This window comes from Pseudomonas sp. S11P7 (assembly GCF_023195435.1).
Classification (GTDB): Bacteria; Pseudomonadota; Gammaproteobacteria; order Pseudomonadales; family Pseudomonadaceae; genus Aquipseudomonas; species Aquipseudomonas fluorescens_G.
Genome location: NZ_JALPKS020000002.1, coordinates 1507323 through 1525831 on the forward strand (window position 1 = coordinate 1507323; position 18509 = coordinate 1525831).

Genomic DNA, 18509 nt, shown 5'->3' on the forward strand with positions numbered 1-18509 from the left:
TTTCAGACTTTCAAACCTTCAGCACTTTCCCGCCAATCGCCACCGCGACCAGCAGCACCGCCATCAGGCCAAAGGCAAAACTCAAGCTGCTGGCGTGGGCGACAAAACCGATCACTGCCGGCCCGGCGAGAATCCCGGCATAGCCCAGCGTAGTAATCGCCGGCACCGCGATGCTCTCCGGCATCACCGTCTGCTTGCCCACCGCGGTGTACAGCACCGGCACGATGTTCGAGCAACCGGCACCGACCAGCGCATAACCCACCAGCGCGGCTTGCCAGCTCGGCGCGAACGTCGCCAGAAACAGACCGGCCGCTGCCGTCAGCCCGCCGAACAGAATGATCCGCGTCGCGCCCAAACGGCGGACGATGCGATCGCCCAACAAACGGCCGGCGGTCATGGTCAAGGCAAAGGCTGCGTAACCCAACCCGGCGTACGCGGTGTCGATCCCGCGTTCCTGTGCAAGGAACACTGCGCTCCAGTCCAGCGCTGCGCCTTCGGTGAGAAAGACAATGAAGCACATGCCGCCGATAAACAGCACGATGCCGTGGGGAATGGCGAAGGCCGGGCCGGAGCTTTCGCTGCCGTAGGGCAGCATGTGCGGCACGCATTTGCACAGCGCGGCGATCAACAGCGCGACCACCACCAGCATGGCCGCCAGCGGCGACAGGCCGAGGCCGAGCAGGGCGCTGACGCCCGCCGCGCCGACGATCCCGCCAAGGCTGAACAAGCCGTGAAAGCCCGACATCATGTTCTTGCCGCTGGCGCGTTCGACGATCACTGCTTGCAGATTCACCGTCGAATCCACCGTACCCAGACCCGCGCCGAACATGAACAGCGTGGCGATCAGCGCCGGTATTGACGACACGGTCGCCAGCAACGGCAGCGCCGCACAGATCAGCAACGTACCGCCGGTGGCCACGCGCCGGCAGCCGAAAGCGCGTCGCCAGAATACCCGCCAGCGGCATCGCCAGAATCGAGCCAACGCCCAGACACAACAGCAGCAGGCCCAGCGTGCCTTCATCGAGACCGGCCCGGGCCTTGGCATAAGGCACCAGTGGCGCCCACGCGGCAATGCCGAGCCCGGCGATGAAAAAAGCCACGCGCGTGGACATCTGTTGCAGGCGTCCGGGGACGAAGGTGTCTTGGGGGTTGAGGCTGGTCATATTGATCCTTGGTAAAAAAACAACTGCATCCCGAGTGACATTCCTGGTGTGCTGAGGTTCGATCTCAGGCTGCTCGGGACATAACAGCGGACATCCTACCCTGTAGGCCTTCGCCTGCTCGCGATAGCGGTGTGTCAGGTAAAAATATCTCGACTGATACACCGCTATCGCGAGCAGGCTCACTTCTACAGGGGATTGCGGTTTACAGTGGGATTTTCGTAAGCACAGAGAGGTGGGGATGGCTCGGTTCTACGACGCACGAGGCAATATCTATGGTGTGGTTTCACCCGAAGCCTTGCGCGATGCAGGCATCGCCTTGCCCGCCAGCGCCTCCGAATGCGCCGCCTCGCATCAGACATGGAGCGACGCGGCGATCTCTTATTGCTGCGACTGGCCCGCAGGCCAGCGCCCGGTCAACAGCAAGGCTCACCGCAGCGACGGCTTGCTGATCGGCCCGTTCCAGGCCGCGCCGCCGTTCGACGTGCTGATCGTCAACACCGACGGCACCCTCGCCGAGCGCAGTGGCAACGGCCTGACGATTTTCTCTCAGGCATTGACCGAGCAAGGCTTGATGCCGGAGGCAGGCGCGGCGTTACGCGTGCATCACGATAAGGGCGACGCTGTGGAAACCTCGGTGAAACCGGCCACGGTCGATGCTGTTCGGGGCTTCTGGCTCGACCTTGGTCAGCCCGGTTTCGGCCCGGATGCCGTCGGCGCGCAGCCAGTCGAAGAGGTGCAATTCAACGGGCGAGCGGTCAGCCGCGTAGCGCCGTTGACACAGCTCGATCCGGCCTGGACGCACAGCCAGTTCGTGCGCATCGGCAATCCGCATTGCGTGACGTTGCTCAGCGATCCCGGCGCATTACCGAGCAATGAGCAAATGAATGAATCCAGGTTGAACGAAGGCTTGACCCGAATCGCCTATGCCATGCCGAACGGTGCCGGAGATCCCTGCCCGGCAGGCGTGAATCTGCAATGGGCGGCGCTGGAGTCAGTACAGAAAATCAGCGCGCGGGTGTTCGAGCGGGGCGAAGGGCCGACCGCCTCATCCGGCACCAGCGCCAGTGCGGTGGCATCGGCGGCGTGGCGGGTGGGTTGGGTTGTGGCGGGGGAAGTGCAGGTGGTAATGCCCGGCGGCACGGCGCCGGTTTTGCTGGAGGTTGAAGACCGGCAGTTAGTGCGGGTCAGACTGTTCGGGACGGCGCGGTTGATGGGCTGAATTCGAGGCCGCCATCGCTGGCAAGCCAGGCTCCCAGGTTTTGTGCCGAACACAAAAGCCCGGTACACCACAAATCCTGTAGGAGCGAGCCTGCTCGCGATAGCGGTGGCTCAGGTAAAGATATCTCGGCTGACCCACCGCGATCGCGAGCAGGCTCACTCCTACAAGGGACCGCGTTGATTACCCAAGAGCATTTCAGCTCAGACCACCGCTGAACTCCACCACCGGCATCTGCCGCTTCATCAACACCTTGCCATCGCGAATCGAATACAGCGGCAAGCCCTGGCTGCGAATCACTTCGTAATCGCTGTCCGCCGACAGGATCAGCAGATTCGCCGGGCGCCCTTGTTCCAGCCCGTACCGCTCGCCCAGGTGCATGGCTTTGGCGCTGTTGTCAGTGACCAGATCCAGCGCACTTTGCAGGTTGCGGTAGCCGAGCATGTGGCAAATGTGCAGCCCGGCTTCGAGCACGCGCAGGATGTTGCCGTTGCCCAGCGGATACCACGGGTCGACGATCGAATCCTGGCCGAAACACACGTTCATCCCGGCTTCGAGCAGTTCGTTGACGCGGGTCACGCCACGGCGTTTCGGGAAATTGTCGAAGCGACCTTGCAGATGAATGCTCTCGGTCGGGCAGGAGACAAAACTGATTCCGGAATGGCCGAGCAGGCGAAACAGTTTGGCGCAGTAGGCGTTGTCGTAAGAGCCCATCGCCGTGGTGTGGCTGGCGGTGACGCGGGCGCCCATGTCGCGGCTGCGCGCTTCTTCGGCGAGCACTTCGAGGAAGCGTGAATGCGGGTCGTCGGTCTCGTCGCAATGCACATCGACCAGGCAGCCGGTGCGCTCGGCCAAGTCCATCAGAAACTTCACCGAGCTGACGCCCTGATCGCGGGTGTACTCGAAATGCGGAATCCCGCCGACCACGTCCGCGCCCATGCGGATCGCTTCTTCCATCAGCTCGCGACCGTTACGGAACGACTCGATGCCTTCCTGCGGGAACGCGACGATTTGCAGGTCGATCAGATGACGGCTTTCCTCGCGCACTTCGAGCATGGCCTTGAGTGCGGTGAGTTGCGGGTCGGTGACGTCAACGTGGGTGCGCACGTGCTGAATGCCGTGCGCGGCCAGCGCCTGAATGGTCTTCTTGGCGCGGGTCTTGGTGTCTTCTTCGGTGATGGTGACCTTGCGCTCGCCCCAGCACTCGATGCCTTCGAACAGTGTGCCGCTCATGTTCCAGCGTGGCTCGCCGGCGGTGAGGGTGGCGTCGAGGTGAATGTGTGGTTCGACGAAGGGTGGCACCACCAGATTGCCGCCGGCGTCGAGGTCTTCCGGGCCGAGCGTCGGCGCTTCGGTCTGGCGGGCGATGCTGTGGATCAGACCGTTTTCCAGGTGCAGTTCGTGCAGGCCTTCCTGGTTGCGCAGGCGGGCGTTGATGATGTGCATCAGGCGAATCCTTTTATAGATCTTGTAGTGGTGCGCTGACGCGACGGGCGCCGAGCAGACCGGTGACGATGACATACGTTAGCGCGGCAGCGGCAATCCCTACCAGCGGCGCGACCCACGGCGAACTGAACGCGGCAATGGTGCCCACCCCGTAAGCCCCGAGCCCCGGCCAGTTGAACGCTGGCAACCGCGCGTCGGCCAGGCGTGGATAGTGCCCGCGCCAGCGGTAGAAGAAGTCGGCCATGATCACCCCGCCAATCGGCGGAATCACCGTGCCAAGCAAAATCAGATACGGCACCAGCATGTCGTACATGCCCAGCAAGGCGAGCACCGTGCCGATCACCGCGCCGCCCAGGGTCACGGTTCTGCGCCGGCTGGTGCGCAGCAGGTTGCAACCGGCGACGGCGAAGTTGTAGATGGTGTTGTCCTGAGTGCTCCAGATGTTCAGCAACAACATAGCCATTGCGGCCATGGCGAAACCTTGCAATAGCAACACCTCGACCACGTCCGGTTGCTGATAGACGATCGCGCCGTAGGCGCCGATCAGCACCATCAGGCCGTTGCCGACAAAGAAACCGATCAGGCTGGCCAGCACTGCGACTCGCGCCGAGCGCGAGAAACGCGTCCAGTTGGTCGCCTGCGTCGCGCCACTGACGAAGGTGCCGAACACCAGCGTGATAGCGGTCGACCAATCCAGCGAACCCGTCGGCACGACGCTGAGCAAGCCTTCGAAACCGCCGACTTTTACCGTCGCGACCCACATCGACAGCATCAGCAGCAACAGCATCGCCGGCACCGCGATGTACGAGAGAATTTCCAGCCCGCGATAACCGATGTACGCCGTGGCGCAGAAGCCCAGCCCGAACAGCACCATCAAGCCGAGCACCGTGGCTTCATTGAGATTGAAATACTTGCCGATCACCACCGCCGCCGTCGCCGTGCCCCAGGCGTACCAGCCGATCTGGGTGAATCCGAGAATCAGGTCACTGAGCTTGCTGCCCACTTCACCAAAACAGAAACGGCCCATCAGCACCGAGTTGAGCCCGCTCTTGAAGGCGATGTAGCCCAGGCCTGCGGCGTACAGGCCGAGCAGCAGGTTGCCGACCACGATCACCGCGATCATCTCGCTGAAAGTGAACGCCACGCCGAGCTTGCCGCCGGCAAACATGGTTGCGGTAAAAAACGTGAAGCCCAGTAACACCATCGCGGTAGAGGCCAGGCCTTTGCGCGCGTGCATCGGGACTTCGCTGAGGGGGTAATCGTTGCCGGGAGCGTTCTGCGTCATGAGGCAGTCCTTGCTGGAAGGGAGAAGACGCGGGAGGGTTGCAGCGGTCGTGCCAAATACCGATTCGGTGGGGTATGTATAGACGACACGACGCAGACAGGCGCAAAAACGGTGCAGATGAGCGCACCCGTGTGCAATGTGGGAGCCACGGTGCTTGTCCGTGCATGATCGCTCCCACGCCCGTGCGCGATATGGGAGCCACGGTGCATGATCGTTCCCACGCTCTGCGTGGGAATGCAGCCCGGGACGCTCCGCGTCCCATGCCGAAGCCGAACGCGGAGCGTCCGTTGAGGCATTCCTTTGCTGCGCGTGGGAACGATCGGTGTCAGGGGATTTGGAGGCTGTCAGAGGAAGCGACGGAGGGCGGCGCAGGCATAAAAAAACAGCCTTTGCGGCTGTTCTTTATTTCCTGACTCAACACCGCCCCCTACAAAAAGCGCTCTGTGATAATCACTCGCCGCGATAGATGCACCCACTGGTGCACGTCTCATGAATGCGGATCGCGCTCAGTTCCGGCAGCAGCGGCTTCATTTCATTCCAGATGAATTTGGCCAGCACTTCGCTGGTCGGATTTTCCAGACCGGGAATGTCGTTCAGGTAGTTGTGATCGAGACGCTCGTACAGCGGCTTGAAGATCGCCTTGATCTCGGAGAAATCGCGGATCCAGCCGGTGTGCGGGTCGAGGTCGCCGCTCAGGTGCAGCGCCACTTTGAACGAGTGACCGTGCAGACGCCCGCACTTGTGGCCGTCCGGGACGTGCGGCAGGCGGTGGGCGGATTCGAAAGTAAACTCTTTGAAAATTTCCACGGTATTTTGACTCTGTTCAGATGGCGTTCGCCGCAGCGATTCGGGCAGGCGGCGAGTTTATCAGCTTGTCTGTGGCTGTGCTGACTAAAGGGTCAGCAAGTGCTCGGCGAGGCGACCGTTGGCCGTCAGTTCGAGAAATTCGTCACCGAGGCGGCGGCTTTCGTCCATCGCCGTGTGCCAGTACTTCTGCCGGCTCGGCGCATCGCCCATGAAGCGTTTGAAGTCGTTTCGGTCGGGCAGTTTGCCGAAAGGCAGGCGGGCCAGATATTCCTTCGACGGTGCGAGCAACAGCACGTCCTGCAAACGCTGCACCGAGGCGCGGCGCCACGGCAGGGTCTTGTCGAACCAGCCGGGAATCACCCGGTCGGTGAAGTGCGGATAGAGCACGATGCCGTCGCCGCTGTAGGGCAGGTCGAGGTGATAGTCGAGCAGGCCGCCGTCGCGAAACGTCCCCGCGCCAGCGCCGGGCAGATCGCGCACGCCTTCCATGACCATCGGGATCGAACCCGACGCCAGCAAGGCCTGGCGCAGGTTGCCGGCGTTCAGCGCGACGAAGCGCGATGGGAAGTCGTCCAGCGCATGCAGCGGCGGCGCCAGGCGCGGGTCGTGGATGATCAGCCGTTCGAAGTGCCGCGACAGCCGCGCCCGGCCACGCAGGTTGTCGGCAATCACCGAACCCAGCGCCAGACCGAGTCGCCCGCGATGATCCTCGGCCAGACGGCCTTGGCTTTTCACTACCATGATGTTCAAGCGGTAATGCGCATTGTCGAGGATGCTGGCGTCGCGGCCGTCGAGCAGGTCGTTGAGCATGCGCTGCGAGCTCTGACTGATCTCGGCCATGGTCACGCCTTTGTTGAAATTCTGCTCGGCGTACAGATGCCCGAGGCGGCGCAGGCCTTCGGCGGCGTCGGGCAGACAGGCACTGGCGAAGCGCCAGGAACCGACCGAAGCGCCGATCAGCGACCGCTCGCGCGGCGTACTCGGCAGCCATTCACCGAACAGCGCCAGATCCAGCCCCTGAATCCCCAACGCCTTAGGCCCACCGGCCGCGCCGGGCAGGGTGCCGACGTCGGCAGCGTTCAGACCCCGGGCACGAATGCGCGCCATGGCCCGCGGGCCGGCCTTGAGGGTGAGGGCGGGGAATTTGATGTGGATGGCGGTCATACCGGCCTCGATCGTTAGCAAGCTGCGAATTATAAGCACATGTTGCAGAGCCCTTGTAGGCCTTCGCCTGCTCGCGATAGCGGTGTGTCAGTGCCAAATGGGCTGACTGAAAGACCGCTATCGCGAGCAGGCTCACTCCTACAGGGGCAAGGTGTTCATGGGTTTTGTGTCAGACGCAAAATCATGTGGGAGCGAGCCTGCTCGCGAAGCGGTGTTTCAGTACCAAATGTGCTGGCTGAAAGAACGCTTTTCGCGAGCAGGCTCGCTCCCACAGGGTTCTGCACCGTCTGAAGAGGCACAATGATGGCCATTCAGTTTCAGTTAAGTTGCTCCCGTTAAGGTGCCTGTCGTAAGCAATCCATAAGAATTGGAGACACCCGTGAACACCCTGACTGCCCTGATCACTGCCTCGATCATCTGCCTCACTGCCGGCACCGCATTTGCGCGTGATCTGGGGCCTGACGAAGCGCTTCGTTTGCGTGACGCTGGTACTATCGTCTCCTTCGAGAAGCTCAACGCCATCGCGCTGGCCAAACACCCGGGCTCGGAAATCACCGAAACCGAGCTGGAAGAAAAATATGGCAAGTACATTTACCAGATCGAATTGCGCGATCCGCAGGGCGAGAAATGGGATCTGGAATTGGACGCGGTCGATGGCAAAGTGCTCAAGCATCATCAGGATACGTAATGAAGCTTAATGTTCGCACCACCCGCCGTACGGCCCTGGTGCTGGTGTTGTTTTGCTCCACGGCCATGGCCCGCGACCTCGATCAGGACGAAGCTCTGAGCCTGCGCGAGAAGGGCGTGATCCTGCCGCTGGAGCAAGTGTTGCAGCAGGCCATGGATCGTTACCCAGGCGCCAAACTGCTGGAAGTCGAGCTGGAAGAAAAACACGACGTCTACATTTACGAAGTCGAGTTGCTGACGGTCGAGGGCGTGGCGCGCGAGCTGCACTTGAAGGCCGACACCGGCGAGTTAGTCAAAGACAAGGAAGATTGATCGATGCGTTTGCTTTTGGTGGAAGACCACGTACCGCTGGCCGACGAGTTGCTCGCCAGCCTGCAGCGGCAAGGTTACGCGGTCGATTGGCTGGCCGACGGTCGCGACGCGGTGTATCAGGGCAGCAGCGAGCCGTACGATCTGATCATCCTCGACCTCGGCCTGCCCGGCGTGCCGGGGCTTGAGGTGCTGGCGCAGTGGCGCGCCGGTGGGCTGTCGATTCCGGTGCTGATACTGACGGCACGCGATTCCTGGGCCGAACGCATCGAAGGCCTGAAGGCCGGCGCCGACGATTACCTGACCAAGCCGTTCCACCCCGAAGAGCTGCAACTGCGCATTCAGTCACTGTTGCGCCGCTCCAAGGGCCAGGCCAATCAACCGACATTGAAGGCCGCCGGTCTGCACCTGGACGAGGGGCGTCAGTGCGTGGTGCGTGACGGCGCCGATATTCAACTGACCGCTGCGGAGTTCCGTCTGCTGCGCTATTTCATGCTGCACCCTGAACAAATCCTCTCCAAAAGCCACCTTGCCGAACACCTCTACGACGGTGAAACCGAGCGCGATTCCAATGTGCTCGAAGTCCACGTCAATCATCTGCGTCGCAAGCTCGGCAAAAGCGTGATCGAAACCCGTCGCGGCCAGGGTTACCTGTTCGGCGGGCAAGCCTCGTGAGGTCGATCCAGCGCCGCTTGAGCCTGGGTCTGATCAGTGTGATGGTGATCGTCGGCGTGGTGCTGGCGCAGACCAGTCTGTGGTTGTTCGAAGCAGGGTTGCAGCGTTATCTCGAAGCAGGTCTGCGTAACGACAGCGAGAGTCTGCTGGTGGCGCTGGTGCGCGGCCCGCAAGGCTTGCAGCTGGACGAGCGGCATCTGTCGCCAGCCTATCAGCGGCCGTTTTCCGGGCATTACTTCCGTATCGACTTTGCCGACAGCCACTGGCGTTCGCGCTCGTTGTGGGATCAGGACCTGCCGCTGCTCGACCATCCCGGCCTGCACAGCAATCTGCAACTGGGCCCGGACGGACAACAGTTGCTGATACTGCGTTCGGATTATCGACGCCTCGGCCAGTCGATCTCGATCAGCGTCGCGCAGGATTACACGCCGGTGCGCGAAAGCTTCCAGCGCATGCGCCAGATCGGATTGGCCGCAGGCCTGACGGCGTTGCTGGTGATTCTGCTGTTGCAGCGCCTGACCGTGCGCCGCGCCTTGAAGCCGCTGGAACGGGCGCGTGAACAGATCGCGCAATTGCAGCAGGGCCAGCGCTCACAGCTCGATGATCAAGTGCCGGTGGAACTGGAGCCGCTGGTGGCGCAGATCAACCATTTGCTCGCCCACACCGAAGACAGCCTCAAGCGCTCGCGCAACGCCTTGGGCAACCTCGGCCATGCCTTGAAAACCCCGCTGGCGGTGCTGTTGAGCGTGGCGTCGAGCGAAAAACTCGATGCACACCCGGAACTGCGCAAGGTCCTCATCGAGCAACTGGAGCAAGTGCAGCAGCGCCTCAATCGCGAATTGAATCGCGCACGCTTGTCCGGCGATGCGCTGCCCGGCGCGCTGTTCGATTGCGATGCGGAACTGCCGGGGCTGCTGGCGACGCTGAACATGATCCACGGCGAACACCTGGCGCTGAGCTACGTCGCCCCGGCCGGGCTGCAACTGCCCTGGGACCGTGAGGATTTGCTTGAGCTGCTGGGCAACCTGCTGGACAACGCCTGCAAGTGGGCGGACGCCGAGGTGCGCTTGAGCGTAATCGAGCGCACCGACGGCTTTGCGCTGTGCGTCGAGGATGACGGGCCGGGCATACCCGAGCAACAGCGCGCCGAGGTATTCAGTCGCGGCACGCGGCTGGATGAGCAGACCGACGGGCATGGGCTGGGGTTGGGCATCGTGCGCGATATCGTCGAAACGTGGGGCGGGTTGCTGGTGCTGGGCGAGAGCGAGTGGGGTGGGTTGAAGGTAGTGATCGAATTGCCTAAACGCTGATTGCCCAAACACCTATATCCCCTGTGGGAGCGAGCCTGCTCGCGAATGCGGAGGATCAGACAAATGATTGCTGTCTGACACGACGCTTTCGCGAGCAGGCTCGCTCCCACATTGGGTTTCGCGCTGGGCCTTACACGCGAAACTGATCCATCAACCGCTGCTGCTGATTCGCCAGGCTGTTGAGCGACTGGCTGACCCGCGCCGATTCATTGGCTTGGCCCGACAGCGATTCGGTCACGTCGCGAATCGTCGCCACATTGTTGTTGATCTCTTCGGCCACCGCACTCTGCTCTTCGGCTGCGCTGGCAATCTGCAGGTTCATGTCGCTGATCACCGTTACCGCGTCGCCGATCTGGCGCAGCGCGGTCACTGCCTGGCCGACCTGCTCGACACTGCCCTGGGCCTGGCGATGGCTGTTGCCCATCGAACCGACCACCTCCTGCGTGCCGTTCTGCAATTGCTCGATAACCTGGCGGGTTTCCTCCACCGATTCCTGGGTACGCCGGGCGAGGTTGCGCACTTCGTCGGCGACCACGGCAAAACCGCGTCCGGCTTCACCGGCCCGCGCCGCTTCGATCGCGGCATTGAGCGCCAGCAGGTTGGTCTGCTCGGCAATCGCGCGAATGGTTTCCAGCACTGCGCCGATTTTCTCGCTGTTTGCCGCCAGCCCTTCAACCTGCAGCATCGCCGCGCTCATGTCGGCGGCGAGGGTGTCGATGCTGGCGGTGGTGCGGTCGATCACCGTCAGGCCCTGGCGGGTGGCGCGGTCGGCATCCTTGGCGGCTTCGGCAGCCTGGGCGGCGCTACGGGCGACGTCTTGCGCGGTGGCGCTCATTTCGTGGGAGGCGGTCGCAACCTGATCGACCTGACGGTATTGCTGCTCCATGCCGGCGCTGGTCTGGGTGGCGATGGCCGAGGACTGGTCCGCGGTGCTGCGCGCGTCCTGCACCGAGCGTTTCACTTCGGCGATGATCGGTTGCAGCTTGTCGAGAAAACGGTTGAACCAGCCAGCCAGTTGGCCAAGTTCGTCCTGTTTGTCATAGGCCAGGCGACGGGTCAGGTCGCCTTCGCCACTGGCGATGTCTTCGAGCATGTGCGCGACGCCGAGGATCGGTCGGGTCACGCTGCGCGCCATCAGCCACACCAGGAGCAGGCCGAGCAGAGCGGCGAGGCCGCCGAGGCTCAGCTCCATCAACGTGCCCGAGGTGTTGCTCGCGTCCAGCTGTTGCTTGAGTGCTTCGGCGCGGCTGACCAGAACTTTTTCCGGCACATCGAGCAGCACGCCCCACGCCGGCCCGCCCGGAATCGGCTGGAACGGCGACAGCACTTTCAATTGCCCATCATTGTGCAGGCTGCTCACGCCCGTGCTGGCCGCCAAACGCCGCAGCAGCTCTGCGCCGCTGCTGGTGTCGACGGCGTCCAGACGCTGGCTGAGTTTGCCGGCATCGGCGCTGTAACCGGCGAGCAGGCCGGCAGGGCTGATGATGCTGACGGCGGTCTGACCGTCGTAGAGCTTTTTGCTTGCGGTCTGGCTGATCGCTTGCAGGCTGTTGAGGTTGATGTCGACCGACAGCGAGGCGATGACCTTGCCGTTGAGCAGCAACGGGAAGACGATGCTGGTCATCAGCACTTTCTGCCCGTCGATCACGTAAAAGTACGGTTCGATCACGCACGGCTTGAGAGTGCTGCGCGGGCAGGTGAACCAGGCGTTGGCCGCCTGACCGCTGGGGCCGGTGCGGGTGTCGCTCATGTCGCTTTCCGGCAGGGCCATCGAGTGGACCTTGCCCGGGGTCGGCTGCGACCAGTACAGCGCAAAACGGCCCTTGTCGTTGCTGCCCAGCTCATCTTGCCCGGCGAACAGTTCGTCCTTGCCGTCCAGCGCATTGGCTTCGAATACCAGCGACAGGCCGAGCAGATCCGGGTTGGCCTGCAATGCGGATTTGACCTGACGGGTCATGTCTTCGCGCAGATCGAAGGCATCGAGAAAACGCTTCTCGGCCTGTTCGCGCAGAAACAGCACCTGCCGCGAGAAGCCGTGGCCGTATTGATAGGCATCCATGAACTGCTGACGAATCCCCGCCGCTTGCACCTCACCCTGCGACTCGATGCGCGCCTGCGCCGACTCGGTGAGCATCTCCATGCTCGACGCCTTGACCAGCGCGGAACTGTGCTCCATGCGATACAGCGAAAGACCGACGAGCAGGGTCACGATACCGGCCAGACAGAGGCCGGCGAGCAGGGTGATTTTCCATTGGATGGAAAGGTGTCTGAGCGACATGGAAAACATCCTTATTCGATAAATATCTGAGATTTTGCACTCTAACGGCTGAAAAACAGCTTTCTTGAGCGGCAAGCGGCAAGCTTCAAGCTAAAAGCTTGATCGTTCCCACCCTCTGCGTTGATCGTTCCCATGCTCCGCGTGGGAATGCCTCAATGGACGCTCTGCGTCCGCTTTGGGACGCGGAGCGTCCCGGGCTGCATTCCCACGCAGAGCGTGGGAACGATCAAAAGCAGCTCAGCTTGCCGCTCGAAACTTGCAGCTTGCGGCTGCTTGCGGCACAGTGCGCGCCCTTTTAACAAGACCCTTTTGGCTCCGCCGAGCAGTTCTGGCGGACTCATCCTGTCTGGCGGTCGGTTTGTCCACCGCAGTGTTTTTCGAGGTAGTGAAAATGAATGCAGTCATAGCAGCAGTCGGCGTCATGCTGATTCTCAGCCTGTCCCGCGTGCATGTGGTGATCGCGCTGATCGTCGGTGCGCTGGTCGGCGGCCTGACCGGTGGCCTGGGCATGGACGCCACACTCAAGGCGTTCAACAGTGGCCTGGGCGGCGGTGCCACGGTGGCGTTGTCCTACGCGTTGCTCGGCGCTTTCGCTCTGGCGATTGCCAAGTCGGGCCTGGCCCACGCGCTGGCCGACAGGGCGCTGGCGATGGTTGACCGGCAACATTCGAGCGGCGGTGGCAACGTCAAATGGCTGCTGATCGGCCTGTTGTGGGTGGTGGCGATTGCTTCGCAGAACATACTGCCAATCCACATTGCATTCATTCCGCTGCTGGTGCCGCCACTGCTCTATGTGCTGACCAAGCTGCAACTCGACCGCCGCCTGATCGCCTGCGTCATGACCTTCGGCCTGATCACCCCGTACATGTTCCTGCCGGTGGGTTTCGGCAATATCTTCCTTAATGAAATCCTGCTGGCCAACGTTGCGCGCAGCGGCGTCGACATCAGCGGTATCAACATCACCCACGCCATGGGCATCCCGGCGCTGGGCATGGTTTTCGGCTTGGTGATGGCATTCGTCAGTTACCGCAAGAAGCGCGTCTACGATCTGGCGAAGATTGAGCAGGTCGAGCAGACCGCCGTGCATTACAACCCGTTGAGCCTGCTGATCGCCGGTGTGGCCATCGCCTCGGCGTTCGTCGTCCAACTGCTGCTGGATTCGATGATTATCGGTGCGTTGGTGGGTTTCCTGATCTTCTCGGTGTCCGGCATCGTCAAGTGGCGCGAGACCGATGACCTGTTCACCGAAGGCATGAAAATGATGGCGATGATCGGTTTCATCATGATCGCCGCCTCCGGTTTCGCCGAAGTGATGAAAGCCACCGGGCAGGTGCAGACCCTGGTTGAATCGTCGGCAGCGTGGATCAACCACAGCAAAGGCGTTGGCGCGCTGTTGATGCTGCTGGTGGGCTTGCTGGTGACCATGGGCATCGGCTCGTCGTTCTCCACCGTGCCGATTCTGGCAGCGATTTTCGTGCCGCTGTGCGTGCAACTGGGCTTCAGCCCGATGGCCATCGTGTGCATCGTCGGCACCGCCGGTGCGCTGGGCGACGCCGGTTCACCGGCCTCGGACTCGACCCTCGGCCCGACCTCCGGCCTGAACATCGACGGCCAGCATCACCACATCTGGGACACCGTGGTCCCGACCTTCCTGCACTACAACCTGCCGCTGCTGGCCTTCGGCTGGGTGGCCGCGATGGTCCTGTAAACCCCTGAACCCTGTGGGAGCTGGCTTGCCAGCGATGGCGTCGACACATTCGTTATTCGTCTTTCAGACACACCGCCATCGCGGGCAAGCCCGCTCCCACAGGGACACGCAGTGCCTGCTGACTCAACTTTTGCCCCGGCGTGCCGTTAAAGCCTTTAACCACGCCAACAAAATCAAAAGAGTGAGCCCCTACAATGCGCCTGAGCCTCAAGGCTAAAGTCCTGTCCCTCGCCGTTCTTCCGGTATTGCTCTTTGCTCTGGTCATCAGCCTGACCACGCTGTTCATCCTTCAGGAACAGGCGCGCAAGGAAGTCGAGCAAACCCGCGAGCGCCTGCTCGGCGACGCCAAAGCCACCCTGCAAAGTTACGTCGCCGTGGCGATGACCACGATCAAGCCGCTGTATGACGCTGCCGCGCCCGGCGACAACGCGGCGCGCGCGCAGGCGATCAAGCTGCTGTCGGGCATCCGCTACGGCAAGGACGGCTACTTCTTCGCCTACGACTCGGAGATCGTGCGCCTGTTCAAGGCCAACGACCCCGACGGCGTGGGCAAAAGCTTCAAGGACAACCGCGACCCGAATGGCGTCTACGTCAACCTCGGCCTGGTAAAAGTGGCGAAGGACGGTACGCACTACCTGCAATACAGCTCGCCGCTGCCAGGCAATGCGAAAGTATTGGTGCCGAAACTCGGTTACACCGAATACCTGGCCAAGTGGGACATGGCCGTCGGTACCTCGGTCAACCTCGACGGCATCGAAGCGCAAGTGGCGCAGGTCGAAGCCCAGGTCCAGGAACGCGTGCAAGGCGTGGTGCTGAGCATTGTCGGCGTGGCGGTGCTGGTGCTGCTGGTGATCGCCGCGGCGGGGATGCTGCTGGCCAACACCATCCTGCGGCCGCTGACCCTGATGAAAGCCAACCTCGATGACATCGCGGCAGGCGAGGGCGATCTGACCCGGCGCCTGAACATCACCAGCCAGGATGAACTTGGCGAACTGGCCGGCTCGTTCAACCGCTTCGTCGACAAGATCCACGGCCTGGTGCGGCAGATCACCGAAATGACCACGCAACTGACCGGGCTGGTGACTCAGGTGTCGGATCAGGCGCAGCGCTCGGATCAGGCGATGGAGCGTCAGCGTCACGAGACCGATCAGGTCGCCACCGCCATCAACGAAATGTCCGCCGCCGCACAGGAAGTCGCCAAGAGCGCGCAGAACGCCGCCGTCGCCGCGCAGCAGACCGACGCAGAAGGTCAAAGCGCCAAACGCGTGGTGGCCGGCAGCATCAAACAGATCCACGCGCTGGTCGATGACATTCGCAACAGTGGCGTATCGCTGGACAGCTTGCAGCAGGACGTGACCTCGATTGTCGGTGTGCTCGGGGTGATTCGCTCGATCGCCGAGCAGACCAACCTGCTGGCCCTCAACGCGGCAATCGAAGCAGCGCGGGCGGGTGAGGCCGGGCGTGGTTTCGCCGTGGTCGCCGACGAGGTCCGCGCGCTGGCCAGCCGCACGCAGATCAGCACCCAGGAAATCCAAGGCATGATTGATCGTCTGCAGGCCGGCACGCAGCAGGCTGTGGAGGCCATGCGCCGTTCCAGCGAGGCCGGCGACGGCACTTCGCAACAGGCCAACCAGGCCGGGGCGTCGCTGGATGCCATGGCCGAGCTGATTGCGACGATCAACTCGATGAACGCACAGATCGCCAGCGCCGCCGAAGAGCAGACGGCGGTGGCAGAAGAGATCAACCGCAGCGTGCACCAGATTGCGGTGGCGGTGGATAGCGTTGCCGATGAAACGCAGCTCGGCGCGCAGACCTCGCGCAGTCTGGCGGAGTTGGGGCAACGGTTGGGCAAGCTGGTTGGGCAGTTCCGGATCTGACGCTTGAAAAGCCCCTCACCCTAGCCCTCTCCCAGAGGGAGAGGGGACTGACCGAGTTGTCTTGCGCCATACATCGACCTGAGAAATCGAGTCGATTATGGATTCAGCAAAGCGATTCAAGTCGATGTATTTCCCAAGCATCCCCATTCGGTCCCCTCTCCCTCCGGGAGAGGGCTAGGTGAGGGGCTCTTGATCTTCAAGGCCTGTCCCAATACGGAACCTCACCAAAACACTCAACAAAGAAATCAATCACCGTCCGCACCTTCACCGACAACCTTCGACTCCCCGGCCACAGCACCGCAATCTGCTGCGGCTCCAGGCTGTTCGACACCTGATACCCGCGCATCACCGGCACCAGCGTGCCGGCGCGCACTGCTTCGCCAATCAGCCATGACGGAAACATCACCAGCCCCAGACCCTGTTCGGCGGCTTGGGTGAGGGTGTCGGCGTGGTTGCTGGTGATCGGGCCTTTGACCGAGTACGGCGTCCAGTCCTCGCCATCGCGGCGGAAAAACCAGCGCTGCTGGCCGGTCGCGCCTTTGTAGGCCAGGCATTGGTGCCGGGCCAGATCCTCGGGCTTTTGCGGCGTGCCGTGGCGCGCAAGATAGGCCGGGCTCGCGGCGACCTGAAAGCGATGCGGCGCCAGAATCCGCGCCTGCATGCTCGAATCGGGCAACGGGCCGATGCGCACCAGCAGGTCGGCGCCTTCCTGCAACGGGTCGACGTAGTGATCGGTCTGCTGGATATCCAGTTGCAACTGCGGATAACGCGCACACAACGTGCCCAGCCACGGGCTCAGATGACGCTGACCGAACACCACCGGAGCGTTGATCCGCACCAGGCCGGTGGGTTCGCTTTGCTGCTCCTGCAGCGCTTGCTCGGCTTCTTCCAGTTGCGCCAGCAGCAGCCGCGCATGATGGCCGAGCAGGCGACCGGCCTCGGTCGGCGAAACGGCGCGGGTATGCCGATAGAGCAATTGCTGATTCAGCGCCTGCTCCATCAGCTGGATCTGCCGGGAGATCGAGGAGGGCGCCACGCCTTCACGGCGGGCGACTTCAGAAAAGCTGCCCTGATCGAGCACAGCAACAAATAGCCGCAGTGCCTTGAATCCCAGTTCATTGAGCCCGTGCATGAGGTGTCCTGCTGTGCGAACTGCGCAAAAGTGTTGTCCGAATACTCCCATTTATCGCACAGCTCTGCCAACCGATAATCCGCGCCATCGTTTCTTCGAGTGGAAAGTTTTTATGCAGACGCTGGATGAAGTGGCTGTTGCCACGCCTGTGAAAAAGTCGGGGTTGCGCTTGTTGTTGCTGCCGCTGGTGATTCTGGCCGGCATGGGCTTGTCGGTAGAGGCCGGACTGCTCGGGCCGTTGGGCGAGCAGGTCGGGCACTTGTGGGCGACGCTGAGTATCTTCGGCGTCGGGGCGGCGATCCTGTGTTTGCTGCTGCTGTTCGCCGGCCCGCAGAAAGGCCCGGCGCTGACCGAGCTGCCGCGCTGGCAGTTGATCGGCGGGTTTCTCGGGCCGATCTATGTGGTGGTGCTCACCCTGGCAACGCCGCATATCGGCATTGCCATGACCATGATCGCGATCCTCTCGGGGCAAGTGGGCAAGAGCGTGCTGATCGACCATTTCGGCTGGTTTGGCGCGACGCGCAAGAAGGTCAATGGCGAGCGTTGGCTGGCCTTGGGGCTGATTGTGGTGGCATTGATTCTGATTGCGCGGGGGTGAGTGATGGGTCTGGTGATTTTGTTGGCCGTGGTGGTGTTGGCCGGCGCGGTGTTGAGCGTGCAAGCGGCGATCAACGGGCGCCTGGGTGAGTCGGTTGGCGTGTTGCGCAGCAGTCTGCTGACCTTTGCGGTGGGCGCGGTGGTGACCGGGTTGTTGATTTTCTTCTTTGAGCCGGCGCAGGCGGTGAGCTTGTTCGATGTGCCGAAGTGGCAGTTGACCGGGGCCCTGTTCGGCGTGGTGTACATGATGGTGATGGTCGGTGCGGTGCCGGTGGTGGGCACGGCGGTGGCGACGGTGGCGGTGATTGTCGGGCAGTTGGGAATGGGGATGTTGATCGATAATTTCGGCTGGTTGGGCAATCCGGCGATCGAGCTTTCGTCGAGTCGGGTTTTGGCGATGGGGTGTCTGGCGTTGGCGCTGGTGTTTATGTATCGGAGTTCTTCGCGCCTGGATTGATTCTTTGGGTTGCTGAGATGGGTGTATATCCGTTGCTTCGGGTGCCGCGGCTGGCGGTTTCGCCTGACGGCGACTTACTTTTTACAAGCGCCTAAAAAAGTAAGCAAAAAACGCTAGCTCCTACGTACGGCCCTCGCAGGCTCGGGTCCCTTCGCTCCGGGATCGATCCGGGCGCAGCGGCTACGGTTTGCTTCGCTGCACCTACGTCCGCTGTGTCTGGCTGCGCCAGACGGTCGCTGCGCTCCCACGCCCGGATCAATCCCTGCGCTCAGCCTTCCGATGTCGCTGGTGGATCAAGATCAAAAGCACTCGAGCTAACGCTCATTGTTGAGTGGTTAGAAGCGCCGCATGGCTTTGGATTTGTGGTGGATTTTCCCTCACCCCAGCCCTCTCCCGAG

General features: G+C 62.3%; 15 protein-coding genes and 2 pseudogenes. 9 read left to right on the top strand and 8 right to left on the bottom strand.

Annotated elements, in window-relative coordinates; all coding sequences use genetic code 11:
• Window positions 1-10: 10 nt before the first annotated feature.
• Window positions 11-1163, bottom strand: a pseudogene (locus M0746_RS07030) (MFS transporter).
• Between the two features lie 238 nt (window positions 1164-1401).
• On the opposite strand from M0746_RS07030, the gene M0746_RS07035 reads away from it, so the two are divergent.
• Window positions 1402-2382 (top strand): diaminopimelate epimerase, encoded by a 981-nt coding sequence (locus M0746_RS07035; RefSeq protein WP_258448614.1) that lies wholly within the window; start codon window positions 1402-1404, stop codon window positions 2380-2382.
• Window positions 2383-2577: 195 nt separating this feature from the next.
• Here M0746_RS07035 and codA read toward each other — a convergent pair whose 3' ends face one another.
• From codA to M0746_RS07055, 4 genes are all read right to left on the bottom strand, one after another.
• Complete coding sequence (gene codA, locus M0746_RS07040; RefSeq protein ID WP_258448615.1) at window positions 2578-3825, bottom strand: cytosine deaminase; 1248 nt, start codon at window positions 3823-3825, stop codon at window positions 2578-2580.
• A gap of 13 nt (window positions 3826-3838) precedes the next feature.
• On the bottom strand, window positions 3839-5110 hold the full coding sequence (gene codB, locus M0746_RS07045) for a cytosine permease (protein WP_208940502.1): 1272 nt from the start codon (window positions 5108-5110) through the stop codon (window positions 3839-3841).
• A gap of 450 nt (window positions 5111-5560) precedes the next feature.
• Entirely contained in the window at window positions 5561-5917 is a 357-nt protein-coding gene (gene queD, locus M0746_RS07050; RefSeq protein WP_007915588.1) for a 6-carboxytetrahydropterin synthase QueD, read from the bottom strand.
• Between the two features lie 84 nt (window positions 5918-6001).
• Window positions 6002-7081 carry a patatin-like phospholipase family protein gene (locus M0746_RS07055; protein ID WP_258448616.1) on the bottom strand — a complete coding sequence of 360 codons (1080 nt, stop codon included), beginning with the start codon at window positions 7079-7081 and terminating at the stop codon, window positions 6002-6004.
• Between the two features lie 379 nt (window positions 7082-7460).
• Here M0746_RS07055 and M0746_RS07060 point away from each other — a divergent pair, with 379 nt between their 5' ends.
• From M0746_RS07060 to M0746_RS07075, 4 genes are read left to right on the top strand one after another with little or no spacing between them, the layout of a single operon-like run.
• A complete protein-coding gene (locus tag M0746_RS07060; protein ID WP_258448617.1) occupies window positions 7461-7769 on the top strand; it encodes a PepSY domain-containing protein in 309 nt (102 codons plus the stop codon).
• Window positions 7769-8080, top strand: a complete 312-nt coding sequence (locus M0746_RS07065) for a PepSY domain-containing protein (RefSeq protein ID WP_208940505.1) — start codon at window positions 7769-7771, stop codon at window positions 8078-8080. Before M0746_RS07060 ends, M0746_RS07065 begins: the two co-directional genes overlap by 1 nt.
• 3 nt (window positions 8081-8083) lie before the next feature.
• Window positions 8084-8752 carry a response regulator transcription factor gene (locus M0746_RS07070; protein WP_203418735.1) on the top strand — a complete coding sequence of 223 codons (669 nt, stop codon included), beginning with the start codon at window positions 8084-8086 and terminating at the stop codon, window positions 8750-8752.
• Window positions 8749-10062 carry a sensor histidine kinase gene (locus tag M0746_RS07075; protein ID WP_258448618.1) on the top strand — a complete coding sequence of 438 codons (1314 nt, stop codon included), beginning with the start codon at window positions 8749-8751 and terminating at the stop codon, window positions 10060-10062. The genes M0746_RS07070 and M0746_RS07075 overlap by 4 nt, the downstream gene beginning before the upstream one ends.
• 130 nt (window positions 10063-10192) lie before the next feature.
• Here the strand turns inward: M0746_RS07075 and M0746_RS29405 are convergent, their stop codons facing one another.
• Together M0746_RS29405 and M0746_RS29410 are read right to left on the bottom strand one after the other, a co-directional pair.
• Window positions 10193-10948, bottom strand: a complete 756-nt coding sequence (locus M0746_RS29405; protein ID WP_423815359.1) for a methyl-accepting chemotaxis protein — start codon at window positions 10946-10948, stop codon at window positions 10193-10195.
• Window positions 10949-11050: 102 nt separating this feature from the next.
• Window positions 11051-12349, bottom strand: a pseudogene (locus M0746_RS29410) (HAMP domain-containing protein); the annotation flags it as partial.
• A 382-nt stretch (window positions 12350-12731) separates the two neighbouring features.
• On the opposite strand from M0746_RS29410, the gene M0746_RS07085 reads away from it, so the two are divergent.
• Window positions 12732-14048, top strand: a complete 1317-nt coding sequence (locus tag M0746_RS07085; RefSeq protein ID WP_258448620.1) for a Na+/H+ antiporter family protein — start codon at window positions 12732-12734, stop codon at window positions 14046-14048.
• Window positions 14049-14242: 194 nt separating this feature from the next.
• Window positions 14243-15925, top strand: coding sequence for a methyl-accepting chemotaxis protein (locus tag M0746_RS07090; RefSeq protein ID WP_258448621.1), 1683 nt, complete (start codon window positions 14243-14245; stop codon window positions 15923-15925).
• 196 nt (window positions 15926-16121) lie between these two features.
• On the opposite strand, the gene M0746_RS07095 is transcribed toward M0746_RS07090, so the two are convergent.
• Window positions 16122-17057 carry a LysR family transcriptional regulator gene (locus M0746_RS07095; protein ID WP_258448622.1) on the bottom strand — a complete coding sequence of 312 codons (936 nt, stop codon included), beginning with the start codon at window positions 17055-17057 and terminating at the stop codon, window positions 16122-16124.
• Window positions 17058-17169: 112 nt separating this feature from the next.
• Here M0746_RS07095 and M0746_RS07100 point away from each other — a divergent pair, with 112 nt between their 5' ends.
• Window positions 17170-17655, top strand: a complete 486-nt coding sequence (locus M0746_RS07100; RefSeq protein WP_258448623.1) for a DMT family transporter — start codon at window positions 17170-17172, stop codon at window positions 17653-17655.
• Window positions 17656-17658: 3 nt separating this feature from the next.
• The gene (locus M0746_RS07105) at window positions 17659-18111 is read left to right on the top strand and encodes a DMT family transporter (protein ID WP_258448624.1); all 453 of its coding nucleotides are present in this window, start codon (window positions 17659-17661) and stop codon (window positions 18109-18111) included.
• Window positions 18112-18509 lie beyond the last annotated feature (398 nt).

Bases quoted from the DNA above. Each gene is read 5' to 3' on its own strand.
- M0746_RS07035 (WP_258448614.1), top strand. From the start codon at position 1,402: ATGGCTCGGTTCTACGACGCACGAGGCAATATCTATGGTGTGGTTTCA.
- codA (WP_258448615.1), bottom strand. From the start codon at position 3,825: ATGCACATCATCAACGCCCGCCTGCGCAACCAGGAAGGCCTGCACGAA.
- codB (WP_208940502.1), bottom strand. From the start codon at position 5,110: ATGACGCAGAACGCTCCCGGCAACGATTACCCCCTCAGCGAAGTCCCG.
- M0746_RS07055 (WP_258448616.1), bottom strand. From the start codon at position 7,081: ATGACCGCCATCCACATCAAATTCCCCGCCCTCACCCTCAAGGCCGGC.
- M0746_RS07065 (WP_208940505.1), top strand. From the start codon at position 7,769: ATGAAGCTTAATGTTCGCACCACCCGCCGTACGGCCCTGGTGCTGGTG.
- M0746_RS07070 (WP_203418735.1), top strand. From the start codon at position 8,084: ATGCGTTTGCTTTTGGTGGAAGACCACGTACCGCTGGCCGACGAGTTG.
- M0746_RS29405 (WP_423815359.1), bottom strand. From the start codon at position 10,948: ATGGAGCAGCAATACCGTCAGGTCGATCAGGTTGCGACCGCCTCCCAC.
- M0746_RS07085 (WP_258448620.1), top strand. From the start codon at position 12,732: ATGAATGCAGTCATAGCAGCAGTCGGCGTCATGCTGATTCTCAGCCTG.
- M0746_RS07090 (WP_258448621.1), top strand. From the start codon at position 14,243: ATGCGCCTGAGCCTCAAGGCTAAAGTCCTGTCCCTCGCCGTTCTTCCG.
- M0746_RS07095 (WP_258448622.1), bottom strand. From the start codon at position 17,057: ATGCACGGGCTCAATGAACTGGGATTCAAGGCACTGCGGCTATTTGTT.
- M0746_RS07100 (WP_258448623.1), top strand. From the start codon at position 17,170: ATGCAGACGCTGGATGAAGTGGCTGTTGCCACGCCTGTGAAAAAGTCG.
- M0746_RS07105 (WP_258448624.1), top strand. From the start codon at position 17,659: ATGGGTCTGGTGATTTTGTTGGCCGTGGTGGTGTTGGCCGGCGCGGTG.